17 protein-coding genes are annotated in these 17,281 nt (G+C 76.1%); 4 read left to right on the top strand and 13 right to left on the bottom strand.

Features of this window, described 5'->3' with window-relative positions:
* On the top strand, nt 1-782 hold a 782-nt coding region (locus FA014_RS10605), incomplete at its 5' end, for an arginase family protein (RefSeq protein WP_154729656.1).
* 30 nt (nt 783-812) lie between these two features.
* Here the strand turns inward: FA014_RS10605 and FA014_RS10600 are convergent.
* From FA014_RS10600 to FA014_RS10545, 12 genes are all read right to left on the bottom strand, one after another.
* Nucleotides 813-4,259, bottom strand: a complete 3,447-nt coding sequence (locus FA014_RS10600; protein ID WP_154729655.1) for an FUSC family protein — start codon at nt 4,257-4,259, stop codon at nt 813-815.
* A gap of 39 nt (nt 4,260-4,298) precedes the next feature.
* On the bottom strand, nt 4,299-5,069 hold the full coding sequence (locus FA014_RS10595; protein WP_154729654.1) for an ABC transporter ATP-binding protein: 771 nt from the start codon (nt 5,067-5,069) through the stop codon (nt 4,299-4,301).
* Entirely contained in the window at nt 5,066-6,064 is a 999-nt protein-coding gene (locus FA014_RS10590; RefSeq protein ID WP_230323054.1) for an ABC transporter substrate-binding protein, read from the bottom strand. Before FA014_RS10590 ends, FA014_RS10595 begins: the two co-directional genes overlap by 4 nt.
* A 56-nt stretch (nt 6,065-6,120) precedes the next feature.
* Complete coding sequence (locus FA014_RS10585; RefSeq protein WP_154729653.1) at nt 6,121-7,221, bottom strand: FecCD family ABC transporter permease; 1,101 nt, start codon at nt 7,219-7,221, stop codon at nt 6,121-6,123.
* Nucleotides 7,222-7,236: 15 nt separating this feature from the next.
* A complete protein-coding gene (locus FA014_RS10580; RefSeq protein WP_154729652.1) occupies nt 7,237-8,172 on the bottom strand; it encodes an urea transporter in 936 nt (311 codons plus the stop codon).
* A 39-nt stretch (nt 8,173-8,211) separates the two neighbouring features.
* Complete coding sequence (locus FA014_RS10575; RefSeq protein WP_154729651.1) at nt 8,212-9,273, bottom strand: urease accessory protein UreD; 1,062 nt, start codon at nt 9,271-9,273, stop codon at nt 8,212-8,214.
* The gene (gene ureG, locus FA014_RS10570; RefSeq protein WP_154729650.1) at nt 9,270-9,905 is read right to left on the bottom strand and encodes an urease accessory protein UreG; all 636 of its coding nucleotides are present in this window, start codon (nt 9,903-9,905) and stop codon (nt 9,270-9,272) included. Before ureG ends, FA014_RS10575 begins: the two co-directional genes overlap by 4 nt.
* Nucleotides 9,906-9,940: 35 nt before the next feature.
* Nucleotides 9,941-10,630, bottom strand: coding sequence for an urease accessory protein UreF (locus FA014_RS10565; RefSeq protein ID WP_154729649.1), 690 nt, complete (start codon nt 10,628-10,630; stop codon nt 9,941-9,943).
* Between the two features lie 3 nt (nt 10,631-10,633).
* Nucleotides 10,634-12,358, bottom strand: coding sequence for an urease subunit alpha (gene ureC / locus FA014_RS10560; RefSeq protein WP_154729648.1), 1,725 nt, complete (start codon nt 12,356-12,358; stop codon nt 10,634-10,636).
* Nucleotides 12,358-12,777, bottom strand: coding sequence for an urease subunit beta (locus FA014_RS10555; protein ID WP_154729647.1), 420 nt, complete (start codon nt 12,775-12,777; stop codon nt 12,358-12,360). Before FA014_RS10555 ends, ureC begins: the two co-directional genes overlap by 1 nt.
* A gap of 90 nt (nt 12,778-12,867) precedes the next feature.
* Nucleotides 12,868-13,788: a sirohydrochlorin chelatase gene (locus FA014_RS10550; RefSeq protein ID WP_154729646.1), complete on the bottom strand. Its 921-nt coding sequence runs from the start codon at nt 13,786-13,788 to the stop codon at nt 12,868-12,870.
* A gap of 3 nt (nt 13,789-13,791) precedes the next feature.
* Nucleotides 13,792-14,097, bottom strand: a complete 306-nt coding sequence (locus FA014_RS10545) for an urease subunit gamma (protein ID WP_154729645.1) — start codon at nt 14,095-14,097, stop codon at nt 13,792-13,794.
* 354 nt (nt 14,098-14,451) lie between these two features.
* On the opposite strand from FA014_RS10545, the gene FA014_RS10540 reads away from it, so the two are divergent.
* Nucleotides 14,452-14,955: a fluoride efflux transporter FluC gene (locus tag FA014_RS10540; protein WP_230323053.1), complete on the top strand. Its 504-nt coding sequence runs from the start codon at nt 14,452-14,454 to the stop codon at nt 14,953-14,955.
* On the top strand, nt 14,952-15,329 hold the full coding sequence (gene crcB / locus FA014_RS10535) for a fluoride efflux transporter CrcB (protein ID WP_154729643.1): 378 nt from the start codon (nt 14,952-14,954) through the stop codon (nt 15,327-15,329). The genes FA014_RS10540 and crcB overlap by 4 nt, the downstream gene beginning before the upstream one ends.
* Nucleotides 15,330-15,428: 99 nt before the next feature.
* Here crcB and FA014_RS10530 read toward each other — a convergent pair whose 3' ends face one another.
* Nucleotides 15,429-16,343, bottom strand: a complete 915-nt coding sequence (locus FA014_RS10530; RefSeq protein ID WP_419178390.1) for a RecB family exonuclease — start codon at nt 16,341-16,343, stop codon at nt 15,429-15,431.
* Between the two features lie 115 nt (nt 16,344-16,458).
* Here FA014_RS10530 and FA014_RS10525 point away from each other — a divergent pair.
* The coding region (locus tag FA014_RS10525) for a site-2 protease family protein (protein ID WP_195969249.1) at nt 16,459-17,281 on the top strand (823 nt) is incomplete at its 3' end.

Here is a 17,281-nt window from a genome sequence, read left to right as displayed (position 1 = left end):
ACCACGGCGACCGGCCGGTGGCGCGCTGGCGGCCCCGCCCCGGCGGGCCGGGCCCCGGGGCGCCCGGCCCCCACGACGTCGACGGCGTGGCCGCGGTGCTCCGGGACGCGCGGGACGCGCTGGCCGCGGTGCTCGCGACCGGCGACACGCCGCTCGTGCTGGGTGGCGAGTGCACCCTGGCGCTCCCGCTCGTGGCGGCCGCGGTGGCGGCGCACGGGGACGTCGGGCTGGTCTACGTCGACGGCGGGCAGGACCTGCAGCTGCCGGCCGACCACCCCGAGGAGCCGATCCTCGACTCGATGGGCGTCGCGCACCTGCTCGATCTGCCGGGGACGGTGGACGCGCTGGCCGGGCTGGGGACCAGGCGCCCGCTGCTGGACGCGGCGGCGCTCTGCTTCCTGGGCTTCGCGGACGACGACGAGGACGTCCACGGGCTCGTGCCGAGCCTGCGCCTGGCCGCGCGCGAGGTGCTGGCGGACCCGGAGGGCGCGGCGGCCCGCGCGCTCGCGGCGGTCACCGGCCCCGGAGGACGGCCGTTCGTCGTGCACCTCGACGTCGACGTGCTGGACGCCCTGCTGCTGCCCGGCGCGGACGTGCCCCAGTACGGGCGCGGACTGCCGCTGGACGTGCTGGTCACGCTCCTGGAGCCGCTGGTGGCGGACCCCGGTCTCGCGGGCGTGACGCTGGTCGAGCACAACCCGGACCACGACCCGGACGGGACGTCGGCCCGCCGCCTCGTCGAGGCGCTCGCGCCGGTCCTCGCTCGCCCGCCGCGCGGGTGAGGCGGGCGCGCCGCGCGGCGACGGCCCGGCTCAGGCGGCGACGGCCGGCTCCGGCCCGCCCGCGCTGACGGCGCCGTTGGTCAGCTCGTCGACGAGCAGGACCAGGGTGAGGTTGATCCGCTCGAGCTGGCGCAGGGCGTCGCCGTGGACCCGGCCGTGGCCGGTCTCCCGCTCGTCCTGGCCGTCGAAGTCGAGGTCCTGCTCCACGGGGCCGGGCACCCGGTCGGCGAGCGCGGCGGACAGAGCGGCCAGGTTCTGGGACGTGGCCGCCCGGGCGCGCTCCCAGTCGGACGGCGTCCCGTGCGCGCGGTCGGCGGGCCCGCGCTCGGCGGCGCGCACGAGGTGCCGCGTGAAGTAGGCCAGCGACCAGAAGGCGGTCAGGAGCCCCTCGACGCCGCCGGCCTGGAGCGAGCCGGGCGCGCGCCGGAGCGGCGCGGCGGTGGTCCCGAGCCGCCGGACGTCGGTGTCGACCGCGAGCAGCCGCTCGCGGATCGCCGGCAGCGGGACGGTCGCGTCGCCCGCGAGCCGGGACAGCGTGGCCGTGATCACGACGTCGACGTCGCTCAGCAGGGTGGCGGCGTCGCGGTTGAGCTGGGTGCGGGTCCGCATGGGCAGGACCACGGCGGCGGTCACCAGCGCCGCGGCGGCGCCGAGCGCGGTCTCCAGGATCCGGACCTCGAGCGCGAGCGTGGTCAGCCGGCCGAGCGTCTCGTAGATCATCGCGAACATCATCGTGCGCCAGAAGGTCGACACCGCGGGGGACACCCGCTGGTAGTAGGTCGAGGCGAAGACCGCGACGGCGAGCAGCGGGACGACGACCGCCAGGTCCGCGCCCGAGGCCAGGGCCACGCCGAAGCCGACGGCCGCGCCGGCCACCGTGCCGGCGATGCGCTGGGTGCCCTTGAGGAAGGTCTCGCCCTCCGTGCCGCCGAGCACCTGGTAGGCGGCCAGGGTCGCCCAGTACTGGTGGGTGCTGGACACCGCCTCGCCGATCGCGAGCCCGGCCGCCGTGGCGACCGCGGCCTGCACCGCGCGGCGCGCGGGCGGCGGGACCCGCCCCGGCTCGGGCGGCGCGGCCGTGGTGGACAGGTCGTCCAGCTCCGCGAGGGCGCCGTCGTCGACCGGGATCTCGTCGAGGTCCCGCACGACGAGGGGCGGCGCGGCCGGGTCCAGCGCCGACGCCTCGGCCGTGCGCAGCTGCTCGGCGGTCCGGTAGAGCTCGTCGGCCGCCTGGTGCAGGGCGCGCGCCACGGGCGGCCAGTCCGCGGGGGCGCGGTCGTCCGGCCAGGGCGGCAGCGCCGGGGCCGACCCGGCGGCGCGGGGCGGGTCGTCCCCGACGGGCCGGGCGGCGAGCTCGGCGAGGTGGAGCTGCAGCAGCTGGAGCCGGCCCGCGAGCCGGCCGCGCAGCTCGAGCGAGACGGTGGCGGTGGTCACGGTGCGCGCGGCCGTCACGAGGTTGACGGCCGCGAGCTCGGTGTCGAACAGCCGCAGCCGCAGCTCGGCGGCCCAGGCGGGGTCGATCCCGGTGGCCGCCGCCGAGCCGGTGAGCTGCCCGCCGAGCAGGGCCGCGCCGCGCTGCAGCTCGCGGGTGTCCGCCTCGACTCGCCGGCGGATGTCGGGGTCCCAGCGCGCCCACGACACGGCGTCCACGAGGGTCTCGGTGGCGGTGGCGAGGTGCCGCGCGAGCGCCTCGCCGCCGTCGTGCAGCACGCGGCGGGGCCGCTCGGGCACCACGACGAAGGTGAGCAGGTACGCCCAGGCCACGCCGACGACCGCGGCGGCGAGGTAGAGCAGCACGTCCGCGAGCTCGAGCCGCAGGATCAGGGCGAAGTAGAAGCTGGTGAAGGTCGCCTGGCCCACCGCGGCCCACCGGGGCCCGAAGCGCGCGGATCCCGCGCCCAGCGCGGCGACGACGACGAGGACCACCGCGGTCCACGCGGCCGAGCCGGAGGCCAGCGCCCCGAGCAGCACGACGGCGGCCACCGGGAGGACGACCAGGAGGGTGGTCCGCCGGCGGGCGCGCGCGGTGGCGTCGACGGCGATGGCGGTGGTCGCGATCGCCACGAACCCGCCGAACATGGCCGGCTGCGGCGTGGTCTCGCCGAGGGCGGTGAACAGCAGGTACAGGGTCAGCACGGCCGCGGCCGCCGCCGTGACCGCGCGGACCGCCGCGCGCAGCCTGGCCCGGCCGGGGTCCGCGAGGGACAGCCGCCGGGCCCACCGGGCGCCCCACCGGGTCACCCGGCCCGGCCCGGGGTGGGCGGGGGCGGTCGGGGCGGGGACCGGTGCGGCCCGTCCCTCGAGCGCGTCGTGCGCCGGCCGGTCGTCGTCCTGCAGCAGCGAGACCGGCCGGTCCGTCAGGATCACCGGCTGGTAGTCGAGGTCCCGGCTGACGGCGAGCGTGATCTGCTGCGTCCGGTACGCGAACGGCAGCCACGCGGCGTAGCGGTCGTAGGCCTCGTCGACGTCGGCGAGCGGAGCGATCCGGGCGAGTTCCGCCATGTCCGCGTCGAGCCGGACGAACCGCGCGACCCACTCGTCCCCGGGCCCGCCGCCGTCCCGGCCCCGGGCGAGCGCGGCGAACCGCTCCCGGTCGACCACCGCCGGCGTCCCGGCGCTCCGCCAGCGCAGCACGTCCTGCAGCTGGTCGCCGAACTCCAGGAGCTGGAAGGTCAGCGGCACGAGGGCGGGCTCGCGGGACGCGGGGTGACCGGACGGCAGGCCCCACCGCAGGGCGCCGATCGTCCCCGCGAGCATCCGCAGCGCGTACGGCAGCGCGAACTGGTCCCGGCCGCTCTGGAAGTAGTACGCCGCGTGGTGCAGCCGGAGCCCGTCGGTGTACGAGGCGAACGAGCCGGCGATGCCGTCGAGGTGCCCCGACAGCCCGGTGGCCTGCCCGTCGACGAAGCTGGTCGCGAGGCTGGCGACCGGCGACCCGGCGCCGCGCTCGGAGGTGAGGAAGTGCCGGCAGAGCGCGTTGAGGTCGGCGATCACCGAGTAGACGCCGAGCAGGAACGTCAGGATCAGGGAGACGAGGGCGACGCCGGTCAGGGTCTCGGTGATGCTCAGGAAGCGCAGCAGGTCGGTGTCGGCGGACAGGTACGAGCCGCCGACCGTCGACAGCTGGGCGGCGCTGAAGTACATCGCGCCGAACAGGTCGTACCGGGCGCCGGAGTCCGCCGCGGAGAACGCCGACCGCGACATGAGCCCGTAGTAGATGAGGCCGAAGCCCCAGATCACGCCGCACAGCCAGACCACGATGACGACGACCACCTGCAGCCCGGTGACCTGGCGCAGCGCGGCCGGCCGCCAGCGCCGGGGCAGGCGCCGGGTGACCACCCGCAGCAGCCGCCACTGGACGCGCGAGACCCGGCCCGCCAGGAACCCCGCCTCGTCGTAGTCGAGCGCGGTCAGGAAGACGTCCAGCAGCGTGCCGAGCAGCACGACGGTGCCGACGACGATCCAGACGCCGTCCACCTCACCGCCTCCCCGGTGCTGCGCCGGGGCCCGGCCCGGTCACCACGGCTCGGCCGCCCGCGGGCGGAACGCGAGCTGGAAGCCGCCGTCGACCTCGACGCGGCGCACCCGCACCTCGTAGACGGCCTCCAGCGCCTCGGGGGTGAGCACGTCGGACGGCGTCCCGGCCGCCTCGACGCGGCCGTCGTGCAGCAGCACCACCTGGTCGCAGTACGCCGCGGCGAGGTTCAGGTCGTGCAGGACGACGACCACGGTCGCGCCGAGCTGGCGGACCAGGTCGAGCACCTCGTGCTGGTACCGCACGTCCAGGTGGTTGGTCGGCTCGTCGAGGAGGAGGTGGTCGGCGGACTGCGCGAGCGCACGGGCCAGGAGGACCCGCTGCCGCTCGCCTCCGGACAGGTCGGCGAACGCCCGCCGGGCCAGCCGCATCGCGCCGACGCGGTGCAGCGCGTCGGCCGCGACCTCGACGTCCTCGGCCGTGGTCCGCGCGAACGTGCCGTGGTGCGGGGTCCGGCCGAGCAGCACCATCTCGGCGACCGTGACCGGCAGCTCGTCGCCGTGCTCCTGGACCACCACCGCCACCCGGCGCGCGACCTCCCGGGTCGGCAGGGCGGCGAGGTCGTCGCCGTCCACCCGCACGCTGCCGGACAGCGGCCGGAGCGCCCCGTACAGGGTCCGCAGCAGGGTGGTCTTGCCGCTGCCGTTGGGGCCGAGCAGCCCGACGACCTTCCCGTCCACGGCCTCGAGGTCCACCCCGTGCAGCACCGGGGTGCTCCCGTACGCGGCCCGCACGCCGGCCGCGCGGATCACGGGGCGGCCCCGGGGGCGAACCGCTCGACGATGCGCTCCAGGCCGTCGACGGCGAGCGGGGTGGGCGGTTCCGTGAAGTTGAACAGCTGGACCAGGATCTGCCCCTCGCGCACGGCGGTGATGTCCTGCGCGCCCGGCAGGCCCGTGACCGCGTCGCGCACGGCCTGCGGGTCCCCGTCCGGGTAGAGCAGGACCAGGACGTCCGGGTCCCGGCCGATCAGCTCCTCGAGCGTCACCTCGAACACCCGCTCGGGGACGTCCGCGAACACGTCGGTGAAGCCGGCGGCCTCGAGCTGCGGGCGGGCCATGCTGGCGGCGCCGTACGCGTAGGTCACCCCGCCGCCCACGGTGGGGTAGAGCACCGCGGCGGTGCGCGGGCCGGTCGCCGCCGCGGTCCTCTCCGCCGCGGCCCGCACGTCCGCGAGGCGCTCGTGCAGGGCGGCGGTCGCGGCCGCCGCCTCGTCCTGCCGGTCGAAGACCCGTCCGTAGAGCGCCATCTGGTCGTCGACGGCGTCGAACCCCACGTCCGGCAGCCCGTCGGCGCACAGCCCCTCCTCCTCGAGCAGCGGGATGCCCGCCGCGGCCAGCACGTCCCGGCCCAGGCCGTCGACCTCCCCGATCACGAGGTCGGGCCGCTGGGCGATGACCACCTCCCGGGAGATCTGCAGGTGGCCGCTGGTGTCCGTGCGGTCGGTGAGCAGCGGGACGGCGTCCAGCTCCGCCCGCGTCGCGTCGTCGTAGTAGGCGTCCGGGTACTCGCCCGCCCGGGCCACGACCCGGTCGAGCACGCCGAGGTCGTGCAGGAACGGCACCGCCGCGCTCTTGAGCAGCACGACGCGCTCGGGCGGCCGGTCGAAGGTGACGTCGGCGCCGCAGTTCCGGACCGTGACCGGGTAGCCGCCGGCCGCGGCGCCGCCGCCGTTCCCGGCCGCGGCGCCGCCCGCGGGACCGCCGGCGTCGCAGGCCGCGAGCAGCAGGAGGCACCCGCCGAGCACGGCGGCGAGGCGGCGCGCAGGCGCCGGGCGGCGGTCGCGCCGGGCGGTCGCCGGCCTCACCGCGCGGCCACCGAGCGCTGGGTGCGGACGAGGTGCAGCAGGAACGGCGCGCCGACCAGCGCCGTGACGATGCCGATCGGCAGCTCCTGGGGCTGCATCACCATCCGGGCCAGGACGTCCGCCCACAGCAGCAGCACCGCGCCGAGCAGCGCGCTCACGGGCACGACCCACCGGTGGCCGACGCCGACCAGCCGGCGCGCGAGGTGCGGCACGACGAGGCCGACGAACCCGATGCTGCCGCTCGCCGCGACGAGCACGCCGACGGCGAGCGCCACGAGCACGAGCAGCCGCGTGCGGAACGCCGCGGGGGAGACGCCCAGGGTGCGGGCCGTCTCGTCGCCCACCGCGAGGGCGTCCAGCCCGGGCGCCCACCAGGCCAGGACCGCGCAGGTGAGCGCGACCACGACGACGACCACGAGCAGCGGTGTGCCCCACTGCGCCAGCGCGAGCGACCCGAGCAGCCAGAACATCACCGAGCGGGCGCCCTCCGCCGAGGTGGAGGCGAACACGAGGAAGCTGGTGGCCGCGGACAGCGCGTAGCCGACCGCCACGCCCGCGAGCAGCAGGCGGACGGAGGTCACCGTGCCGGACGTCCGCGCGACGGCGAACACCAGCAGCGAGGCGGCCAGGGCCCCGGCGAACGCGCTGCCCGGCAGGGAGTACGGGCCGAGGCCAGCACCGACGCCGAACAGGATCGCCGCCGCGGCACCGCAGGACGCCCCGGAGTTCACCCCGAGGACGTACGGGTCGGCGAGCAGGTTCCGGGTCATCGCCTGCAGGGCGGCTCCGCACACCGCGAGGCCCGCCCCGACGGCGAGCGCGAGCAGGACGCGTGGTGCCCGGACGGCCCAGACGATCGCCTCCTGGTCGGGCGTCCACCCGTCCCCGGCCGGCGTGCCCAGGACCGCGTGCGCCAGGATGTCCGCGACCGTCCCCGGGGGCACCGGGATCGCCCCCGTCGCCGTCGCCGCGGCGGCGCTGAGCACCAGCAGCAGCGTGAGCGCGGCGACGAGCGCGCCGTTGCGCCGGGCGCGCGCCCGCACCCCGAGGGGGTCGGGCCGCCCGGTCGGCCGGGTGAGCTCGTGCAGCTGGACCATCCGCGCGCCCGCCGGTCAGGGGCGCCGGAGCGCGGGGACGGCGGTGGCGACGACGAGCAGCACCCACGTGGTGAGGATGTACGGCCACGTGTAGGCGGGCCCCCCGGTCAGGTCGTTGATCAGCACCGTGACCACGGCGGTCACCGCGGCGCCGAGGGCGGCGTAGACCCACGACGCGGTGGAGCTGCGCAGGAACACCACGGCGAGCGCGATCGCCGTCAGCACGCCCGAGTAGCCGTCCAGGCCCTCCGCGATGCTCGCGGAGGTCTCGCCGAGCGCCAGCGCGCACAGGCTGCCGACGGCGCTGCCGAGCACGGCGGCGAGGCCGACGCGCCACGAGGCGACGAACAGCCCGAGCAGGATGAGGGCTCCGCCCCAGACGCTGCTGACCAGGACGACCTCCGAGACGTTCGTCAGCAGCGAGCGGGCGAGGCTCCCGGCGGTCCCGTCGGTGACGTGCAGCGGCGTGGTGTCGACGTGCACCGCGGAGGTCAGCGCGTACGCGATCCCGGCGACGGTGCAGAACGGCGCGGTGGTGGCGGGCAGCGCGAACCGCGCGAGCGGCCGGGTGCTGAACAGCCAGACGAAGGCCGCCGTCACCGGCGCGCACAGCACCCCGCCGACGGCGGCGACCAGCCACGCCCAGCCCTGGGAGCCCAGGGCCGCGAACGACGCCGCGCCCACGAGCGCCCCGCAGAAGCCGTGCATCCCGAGGGCGATGTCGTCCGCCCCGGCGCGCAGCAGGGCGCCCCCGCACGTCGAGGCCACGGCCCCCACCAGCACCAGCAGCGCCATCCGCCAGTCGGCGACGACGAACGCGGCGAGGATGAGCAGGCCGGTCCAGACGTTGCGCTGGAAGAAGATCTGCGAGAGCCCGTGGGCGAGGGACCGGGCGGACAGGGCCGCCTGCATGCTCGAGGCCGCGGACGGCGCGGCGTGCGTCGCTGACATCGTCTCCCCCTGCTCGGTGCTCCGGCCGCCGGGCGGCGGTCAGGTCTTGCGGATGGCGGGTGCCGGGACCCCGGTGAGGTGCTGCCGGACGGCCCGCCAGGCCAGGTCGGTCGCCCGCACCACGTCCGCGGTGCGGTCGCCGACCAGCCGGACCCAGGCCCCGGCGTCCCCGGGCAGCGTGCTGACGCCCGCGAGGACGCCGGAGCCCGACCCGGAGGCGGGTGCGACGGCGTCCCGGAGCAGGTCGCGCAGCTCCGCGGCCGGCGCCAGGGGCGTGAGCACGCACAGCGTGCCGAGGACGTCCCGCCCGCCGAGGACGGCCGGCCCGCCCGGGGAGCCGCCGTCGGGCACCAGCCGCACCCGGTCCACCGCGACCGGTGAGCCGTCCGGGCGGTCCACCTCGAGGTCGGCCGCGAGCGCGGCGTACCGGTGCCGCTCGCCGCGCGCGAGCCGGCCCGCCACGACCGTGTCGGCCAGCACGAGCGTCGCCCCGGGGGCGACGGTCGCCCGCGTGCGCTGGTACAGGCGCGCGTCGGTGAACAGCAGGACCGGGTCCGGCACGTACTCGACGTAGGCCCCGTCCGCGACGTCCAGGTTCACCTGGGCGACCGCGTAGTCCTGCTCCATCCGCAGGACCTTGGTGTACGCCGACGTCGTCACGTGGGCCGAGGTCCCCGCGCCGAACGCGAGGTCCGTGCGCAGCCGGTCGCCCTGCAGCACGCCGCCGCCCGTCGACATCAGGTAGGTGTACGGCAGGTCCGGGCGCCGCTCGTCGTAGTACAGCGGGTGCATGATCTGCAGCGGCGACTTCTGGTAGTGGTGCACGAGCTCCGTGCCGCGCCCGGTCAGGCCGAAGCCGAGCTCGAGCAGCCCCACCTTGCCGGGGCTCCCGGCCGGCAGCATGTCCGGCCGCCCGGCGAACCGGGCGACCTCCGCCGGGACGCGGGCCGGCTCGTAGTGCGCCGGCTGCAGGCGGTGGCCGCCGTAGGGCGCGAGGGCCGCCACCGGGGCCGGCACCGAGGCGTCCGCCGGCCCCCCGTCCTCGGCCGGCGGCGCCGGCGGGCGCGGCAGCACGAGGACGGTCGCGGATCTCCGGGTCATCGGGCGAGCGCGCCGGCGCGCCGGCCCCACACGGCCAGGATCTGCTCCTGCAGCTCGTCGACGCCGTCGCCGGTCAGGGCGTTGGTGAGCACCACCGGCTTGCCGTCGCGCACCCGCAGGGCGTCCGACTCCATGACGCCGAGGTCCGTGCGGACGTACTGCGCGATGTCGGTCTTGTTGATGACCAGGACGTCGGAGTCGGTGATCCCCGGCCCGCGCTTGCGCGGCATCTTCTCGCCCTCGGACGTGTCGAGGACGAACACGAAGACGTCGGCCAGGGCGGGGGAGTAGGTCAGGGTCAGGTTGTCCCCGCCGGACTCGTACACGAGCGTGTCCACGTCCGGGAACCGCTCCAGCACCTCGGCCCCGACCGCCAGGTTCATCGTCGGGTCGTCGCGGACGGCGGTGTGCGGGCACGCGCCGGTCTCCACGCCGACCACCCGGTCGGGGTCGAGGACGCCGGCGAGCTCGCGGCGCACGTGCTGCGCGTCCTCCTGCGTGTAGATGTCGTTCGTGATGACGGCGGGGCTCCGCCCGGCCGCCATCAGCCGGGGCACCAGGGCCTCCGCCAGCGCCGTCTTGCCCGACCCCACCGGCCCGCCGATGCCGATCCGCAGCACGTTCTCGCTCATGGAGCGCCTCCTCGTTCTCGTCGTCGTCCCCGGTCTCAGCTCGCGAAGAGCCGGGCTTCCGCGTGCTCGTGCTGCGCCGAGACGACGTCCGCCGTCGGGACGCACCCGCCCAGGTCGTCCGCCGCGCGGTCCAGCGCCGCGCGCGCCGTCGCGGCGATGACCGGACCGGCGGCGTGCAGCACCACCTGCACCTGGCGGTGGTCGGCGAGCCGCAGCCGGAGCGCCGCCCCGAGGAAGCTCACCGCCCAGGCCGACAGGTCCGACACCACCGCCTGCTCCGTGCCCACGCCCGCCGCGGCGTACGCCACCGCGGTCGCGACGGGCTGGCAGCCCGGCGTCTCGCGTGCCGTCACCGCCCGGCTCCACCGCTCCAGCACCGGCCCGCCGATCGCCTCGTGCGCGATCGACGTCAGCTGGTGCCCGCTGCGGACCGAGGCGGTGCGCAGCTCCGCGTTCAGCTTCGTGGCGAGCAGCAGCCGGTCCACCCGCACGACCTCGGCCCAGTCCCCGGCCGCCGCCGCCTCGTGCGCCCGGGCGAGCGCCGTGGCGTCACCCGGTCCCACGCCGTGCACCAGCAGGTCGGTCAGCAGCCCGCGCACCCCGCCGGAGTCGACCAGCCGGGCCTGGCTGAACCCCTCGAGCCCGTGCGACATCGTGTAGAAGCCGCTGGGGAAGGCGGAGTCCGACAGCTGGAGGCTGACGAGCAGGGCGGCGGTGTCCGGCACGGCTCAGGCCAGGAAGAACAGCTGGGTCATGGGCAGGCTGGTGGCCGGCTCGATGTGCGCGGGCTTCCCGTCGTAGGTGACCTTGTAGGTCTCGGGGTCCACCTCGATGTGCGGCGTCCGGTCGTTGCGGACCATGTGCTCCTTGCCGATCCCGCGGCAGCGCCGCACCGGGAGCACCTGGCTGCGCAGACCCAGCGCCTCGGGCACCCCCCGCTCGATGGCGGCCTGGGACATGAACGTCACGCGCGTCGTCTGCCGGGCCATCCCGTACGCCCCGAACATCGGCCGGTAGTACACCGGCTGCGGGGTGGGCAGGGACGCGTTCGGGTCGCCCATCAGCGCCCAGTTGATCAGCCCGCCCTTGAGCACGAGCCGCGGCTTCACGGCGAAGGAGTCCACGGGCCACAGGACGATGTCGGCGATCTTGCCGTCCTCCAGCGACCCGATGTAGTCCGAGACCCCCTGGGTGATCGCCGGGTTGATGGTGATCTTCGCCAGGTAGCGCAGGACCCGGAAGTTGTCGTTCCCCTCGGTGTCCTCGGGGAGCTTGCCCCGCTTGTCTTTGTTGTGGTGCGCGGTCTGGAAGACCCGGGTGAAGTTCTCGCCGATGCGGCCCATCGCCTGGGAGTCGGACGAGAACATCGAGATCACGCCCTCGTCGTGCAGCACCGTCTCGGCCGAGATCGTCTCGGCGCGCACCCGGGAGTCCGCGAACGCCACGTCCTCGGGGATGTCGTGCGACAGGTGGTGGCAGACCATCACCATGTCGAGGAGCTCGTCGATCGAGTTCACCGTGTACGGCAGCGTCGGGTTGGTCGAGGACGGCAGCACGTTGGGGTGCCCCGCCGCCCGCATGATGTCCGGGGCGTGCCCGCCGCCGGCCCCCTCGGTGTGGTACGTGTGGATCGTCCGGCCGTCGATGGCCGACAGCGTGTCCTCCACGTACCCCGCCTCGTTCAGGCTGTCCGTGTGCACGGAGACCTGGATGTCGTACGCGTCCGCGACGTCGAGCGCGTTGCGCAGCACGGCGGGCGTGGCGCCCCAGTCCTCGTGCACCTTGAGGCTCGAGGCGCCCGCGAGGATCTGCTCGACGAGCGCCGCCGGCATCGAGCCGTTGCCCTTGCCGTGGAAGCCCATGTTCACCGGCATCTGCTCGGCCGCCTCGAACATCCGGTGCAGGTGCCAGGCGCCCGGCGTCGTCGTGACGCCGTTGGTCGCGTCCGTGGGGCCCGTGCCGCCGCCGAACAGCGTCGTGATGCCGTTCGACAGCGCCGCCTCCGCCTGCTGCGGGGAGATGTAGTGCACGTGGCTGTCGATGCCGCCCGCGGTGGCGATCAGGTGCTCGCCCGAGATGACCTCGGTCACCGCACCCACCACCAGGCGGGGGTCCACGCCGCTCTGCAGGTGCGGGTTGCCGGACTTGCCGATGCCCGCGATCCGGCCGTCCTTGACGCCGATGTCGCCCTTGACCACGCCGAGCACGGGGTCGAGCACGATGGCGTTGGTGATCACCAGGTCCAGGGCGCCCTGCGCGCTGGTGCCCTGCGGGTCCGCCGCCATGCCGTCCCGGGCGGACTTGCCCCCGCCGTACACCACCTCGTCGCCGTAGTGGCCCTCGTTGTAGTCCTTCTCGATCTCGATGACGAGGTCGGAGTCCGCGAGGTGCACCCGGTCGCCCGTCGTGGGGCCGAACAGGTCGGTGTACTGCTTGCGCGACACGATGGCCATCAGTGGTCTCCCTCGGAGGATCCGGACGCGTCGCCGGTCGTGTCCGGCACGCCGTCCTGGAATTGCATGCGGCGGAGCCGCTCGAACGCGTCGATGCGCGTCTGGCGGGCGTCGAGGCCGCCGTCCACGACATTGTTGAACCCGTAGACGTACCGCGATCCGGCAAACGCCGTGAGGGTCACCTCGCGGGTGTCACCGGCCTCGATGCGCACACCCGTCCCCGCCGGGATGTCCAGGTGCATCCCGAATGCCTTCTCGCGGTCGAACCGCAGGGCGCGATTCACCTCGAAGAAATGGAAGTGCGAGCCGACCTGCACGGCGCGGTCGCCGGTGTTGGCGACGGCGATGGTCACCGTGGGGCGGCCCGCGTTGAGCTCGATGTCCTCGTCGGTGTGGTGGTATTTCGGGCTGCCGAGCATGGGTCGTCCCCCCGCGGTCGTCGATTGGGTGTGCGGCGGCTCGGCGTCCCGGGACCGGGTCCGCCGGCTGCGTCGTGCGCGGCGCCGTGGCTAGGCGGGCGCCGCCCCGGTGGTGGCCGGGTCGTGCGCGTGCCGGTGCACGGGCTCGTCCGGGAGCCCGCGCGCCGCCTCGCCGGGGGGCGCGTGGGTGTGCGGGTGGCCGTGCCCGTGCGCGTGGCCGTGCGGGTGGGCGTGGCCGTGCTCGTCCCCCTCGACCGCGTGCGAGTGCGCGTAGCCGTGGTCGTGGTCGGCCAGCAGGCCGGCGTCGATGCCGTCGTCCCCGTGCTGCAGCGCGTGCCGGGCGTCGGCGACCCGCCGGCCCGCCACCTGCGCCATCACGGCGACCGGGAGCAGCGGTCCGCCCAGGTGCACGTCCTGCCGGTCCGTGGCGCCCGGAACCGTGGTCCCGAACCCCGCCGGCACCACCACGACCTGCTCCGCCCCGAGCAGCCGGGCACGGTCCACCGCCCGGGCCAGGTCCTCGGGGCCGGCCACGCAGGCCACCTCGACCGCCGTGCCCGGGCCGTGCGTCCGCACCAGGTGCGCCACCCGGTGCAGCTCGGCGTCGTCGAACGGGTCCGCGCGCCGCCCCGCGATCAGCACCGTCGCCCCCGGGTGCCGCGCCGTCGCCCGCGTGACGGCCAGCCGCAGCAGGCTGGTGAGGTGGTCGACCGCGCCGAACGGCTCGGCCAGGGCGACCCGGCCGGCGCCGGCGCCGGCGCGGAGCCAGGACAGGGTCCGCGCGCTGTCCGCGACGAGGACCGGGTCGCGGCCCCACGTCATCGGCAGCACGGTGACCACGTCGGCCCCGGCCGCGAGCCGCGCCTGGACCACGTCGTGCAGCGGCCGCCCCGCGACCGTCAGCGACGCCCCCGGCAGCGCCGCGGCCAGGCCGGCGAGCTCGGTGCCGCCCGCGCTCTCGTGCCCGGCGACCAGGACCGGCCCGTCACCCGTGTCGTCCCCCTGCGACATGGGTCAGGCCGCGACGGGGTCGTGGCACGAGACGAGCTTGCTGCCGTCCGGGAACGTCGCCTCGACCTGCAGCAGGCTGAGGCGCTGACGCACCCCGTCCATGCAGTCGGACTCGGCGACGACGTGCTTGCCCAGCTCCATGCACTCGGCGACCGACTTGCCGTCGCGGGCGCCCTCGAGGATCGCCTCGCAGATCAGCGCCTGCGCCTCGCTGAGGTTCAGCCGGGTGCCGCGCTCCCGGCGCCGGCGGGCCAGCTCCGCCACCTGGTACACGTAGAGCTTGTCCAGCTCCCGTGGTGTGAGATTCATCTGCGGACCTTTCCAGGTCTGAGTGGACGCCCCCTGCGCTCACGTTTCGAGACTACGCACGGGCCCGCCCGCCGCAAGGGCTCAGCGCCTCTTCGGTGCCCGCACCAGCGCATCGGCCGGTCGCGTTCATCCGTGACGGATGAGGGCGCACGGCCGCCGCTCACCCGCGGCGGATGAGGAAGGCGAGGAAGGAATGACGACGGGCGACCCCCGGGCCGGAGGCGTCGCGGCGCGTGCCATTTCCGGGCGGGCCAGGGGGAAAGCGCGCGCCGTCGCGGGCGCGCGTGCGAGGCGCCGTCAAGAAAACTGCCGCCGGGGGTCGTGGAAATGCGCGGGAGCGCTTATGGTCGAACGGTGGACGAGCGAGATGGCGCCACAGGGCGGGGCGCGCGGTCGCTGCCGGGGGGACCGACCGCACGCCCCGTCGTCGCGCCCCGGCCGCCGGGGCCGCGCCTCGCCGCCGCCGCGCTGGTGGCCGCGGGCGGGGTGGTCGGCGTCGCGGGGCGCGAGGGGGTCTCGCTGGTCGTCCCGGAGATCGAGGGCGTCGAGGTGGTCGTCTGCCTCGTCAACGTCGTCGGCGCGTTCCTGCTCGGCTGGCTCTACCAGGCGCTGGCGCGGGGCGCAGCGGGCGATCCCGCCGGCCGGCGGGCGGCGCGGCTGAAGCTGCTGCTCGGGACCGGGTTCTGCGGCGGCTTCACGACGTACAGCTCGCTGGCGACGGACACCGTGCTCCTCCTCGACCGGGACCGCGTCGCCCTGGGCGTCGCGTACGCCCTCGGCACCGTGCTGGTCGGCGCCCTGGCGACGGTCGCCGGGATCGCGCTCGGGGCGCGCGGGCGGCGGGGGACGGGCGCGTGACGCCCGGGACCTTCGCGCTGCTGTCGCTCGCCGGCGGCGCGGGTGCCGCGCTCCGGTACGCGGTCGACGCGCTCGTCCGCGCCCGGACGACCTCGCCGTTCCCGTGGCCGACGACGCTCATCAACCTGCCCGGCTGCCTCGTGCTCGGCTTCATCACCGGCCTCGTGGCCGGGCGGTTCGCCGGAACCGAGCTCAGCCTCGTGCTCGGCACCGGGTTCCTCGGCGGGTACACGACGTTCAGCACCGCGAGCTACGAGACCGTCGACCTGGTGCGGCGGGGGCACGACCGGACCGCCCTGCTGTACGGCGTGGGCGTCCTGGTGGGCGGGGTCGCGCTCGCCGCGGCCGGCTACCTCGGGGGCATGCGGGTCTGACGCGCGCGACCCGGGAGACCGCCGAACGCGGGCGACGTCAGCGACCCGGCGCCGGCGGTGCCGCTCCGCCCGGCGGTGCGGCTACGCGCAGCGGTGCCGTCAGGACGCCTGCGCCACCGGCACGACCCCGATCGCGCGCTCCACCGCGCCCTCGGGGACCTCGGGGGGCGTGCCGCCCCACGCGGGGCACACGGCCCGGTGCGCGCACCAGTCGCACAGCCGGGACTTCCGCGGCCGCCACTCGCCGGTGCGCGCGGCCTCCTCGACCTGCGCCCACAGCGACCGCAGCCGCAGCTCGAGCGTCCGCATCTCCGCCTCGGAGGGCGCGTGCCGGAGGATCTGCCCGTCGCCCAGGTAGACCAGCTGCAGGAGCTTGGGCAGCACGCCCCGCTCGCGCCACAGGACGTAGGCGTAGAACCGCATCTGGAACAGCGCGGAGCCCTCGAACCCGGGGTTGGGCGACTTCCCGGTCTTGTAGTCGACCACCCGCAGGGCCCCGTCCGGCGCGACGTCGATGCGGTCGACGATCCCGCGGAGCTGCGGGCCGTCCTCCATGAGGGTCCGCACCGCCAGCTCCCGCTCGCCCGGCTGCAGCCGGTTCGGGTCCTCCAGGGTGAAGTAGGTGTCGAGCAGCAGCCGCGCGCTGCCGAGCCAGGCCTCGCGCTCGTCGTCGGTGGCGAACATCGTGACCACCTCCGGCGACCGCTCCAGCAGCGCGTCCCACGCGGCGGGCACCAGCAGGTGCGCGGCGGCGGGCGTGCGCTCGCCGAGGGGCAGGTCGTACAGCCGCTCCAGCACGGTGTGCACCAGCGTGCCGCGGGCGGCGGCCAGGCTGGGCGGCTCGGGCAGCCGGTCGACCACGCGGAACCGGAACAGCAGCGGGCACTGCTGGAAGTCGTTGGCGCGGGAGGGCGACAGGCCCGGGACCCGCGGCTCGGGCGCGGCCTCGACGTCGCCGGCGTCGGCGCCGTCGGCGGACACGGGGGCGAGCAGCTGCGGGTCGGTGGTCGTCACGGGGTCGAGCCTAGGTGCCACCACCGACACGCCCGCAGCCCCCGCCCGCAGCCCCCGCCCGCCGGACCCGGCCCGGCACCCGGCGCGCACGGCCGGGCCACGTAGCCTTCCACCCGTGGCAGAGAGAACGCGGGGCTGGGTCGTCGGGCGCGTGGCGGGGACGCCGGTCGTCCTGAGCCCCAGCAGCCTGCTCGTCGTGGCGGTCATCGCCCTGGTGTTCGCCCCGTCGGTCCGCTACCGCGCGCCCGGCCTCGGCACCGGCTCGACCTACGTCGTGGCGCTCGTGGTCGGCCTGCTCCTGCTGCTGTCGGTCCTGGTGCACGAGCTCGCCCACGGCCTCACCGCCCGGGCGCGCGGCCTGCAGGTGCGGGAGTACGCCCTGACCCTGATCGGCGGCCACACCGCGTTCCACGGCCGGATCACGCCGGTCACCGAGGGGCTGGTCGCGGTGGTCGGCCCGATCGCGAACCTGCTGCTCGCCGGCGCGTTCTGGCTCGTGGCCCGGGGCGTCGACCCGCTCGGACTCCCGGCCCTCGTGCTGTTCGCGGCCGCGTACAGCAACGCGTTCGTCGGCCTGTTCAACCTGGTGCCCGGCCTGCCGCTGGACGGCGGGATGGTGCTGGAGTCGATCGTGTGGGGCGTGACGGGGGACCGGCGGCGGGGCGCGCTGGTGGCCGGCTGGGTCGGCCGGGTGTTCGCGGTGGGCTTCGCCGCCTGGGTGGTCCTGGTGCCGATGCTGCGCGGCGGGCGTCCCGACCTGTGGGCGGTCGCGTGGGCGGCGATCGTCGGCGCGTTCCTGTGGTCCGGCGCGTCCGAGGCGATCCGGGGCGCGCGCGCGTCCCGGGCCGTGGACGCGCTGCACGTCGGCGCCGTCGGCACCCCCGCGGTGGGGGTCCCGGCCACGGCGGTGCTGGCCCAGGCCGACGCGGCCCGCGGGC

The sequence above is a fragment of the Cellulomonas hominis genome (genome assembly GCF_005239125.1).
GTDB classification, from domain to species: domain Bacteria; phylum Actinomycetota; class Actinomycetes; order Actinomycetales; family Cellulomonadaceae; genus Cellulomonas; species Cellulomonas hominis_A.
The sequence above is the reverse complement of the archived record's forward strand: the minus strand, read 5'-3'. Positions and strand labels throughout refer to the sequence as shown.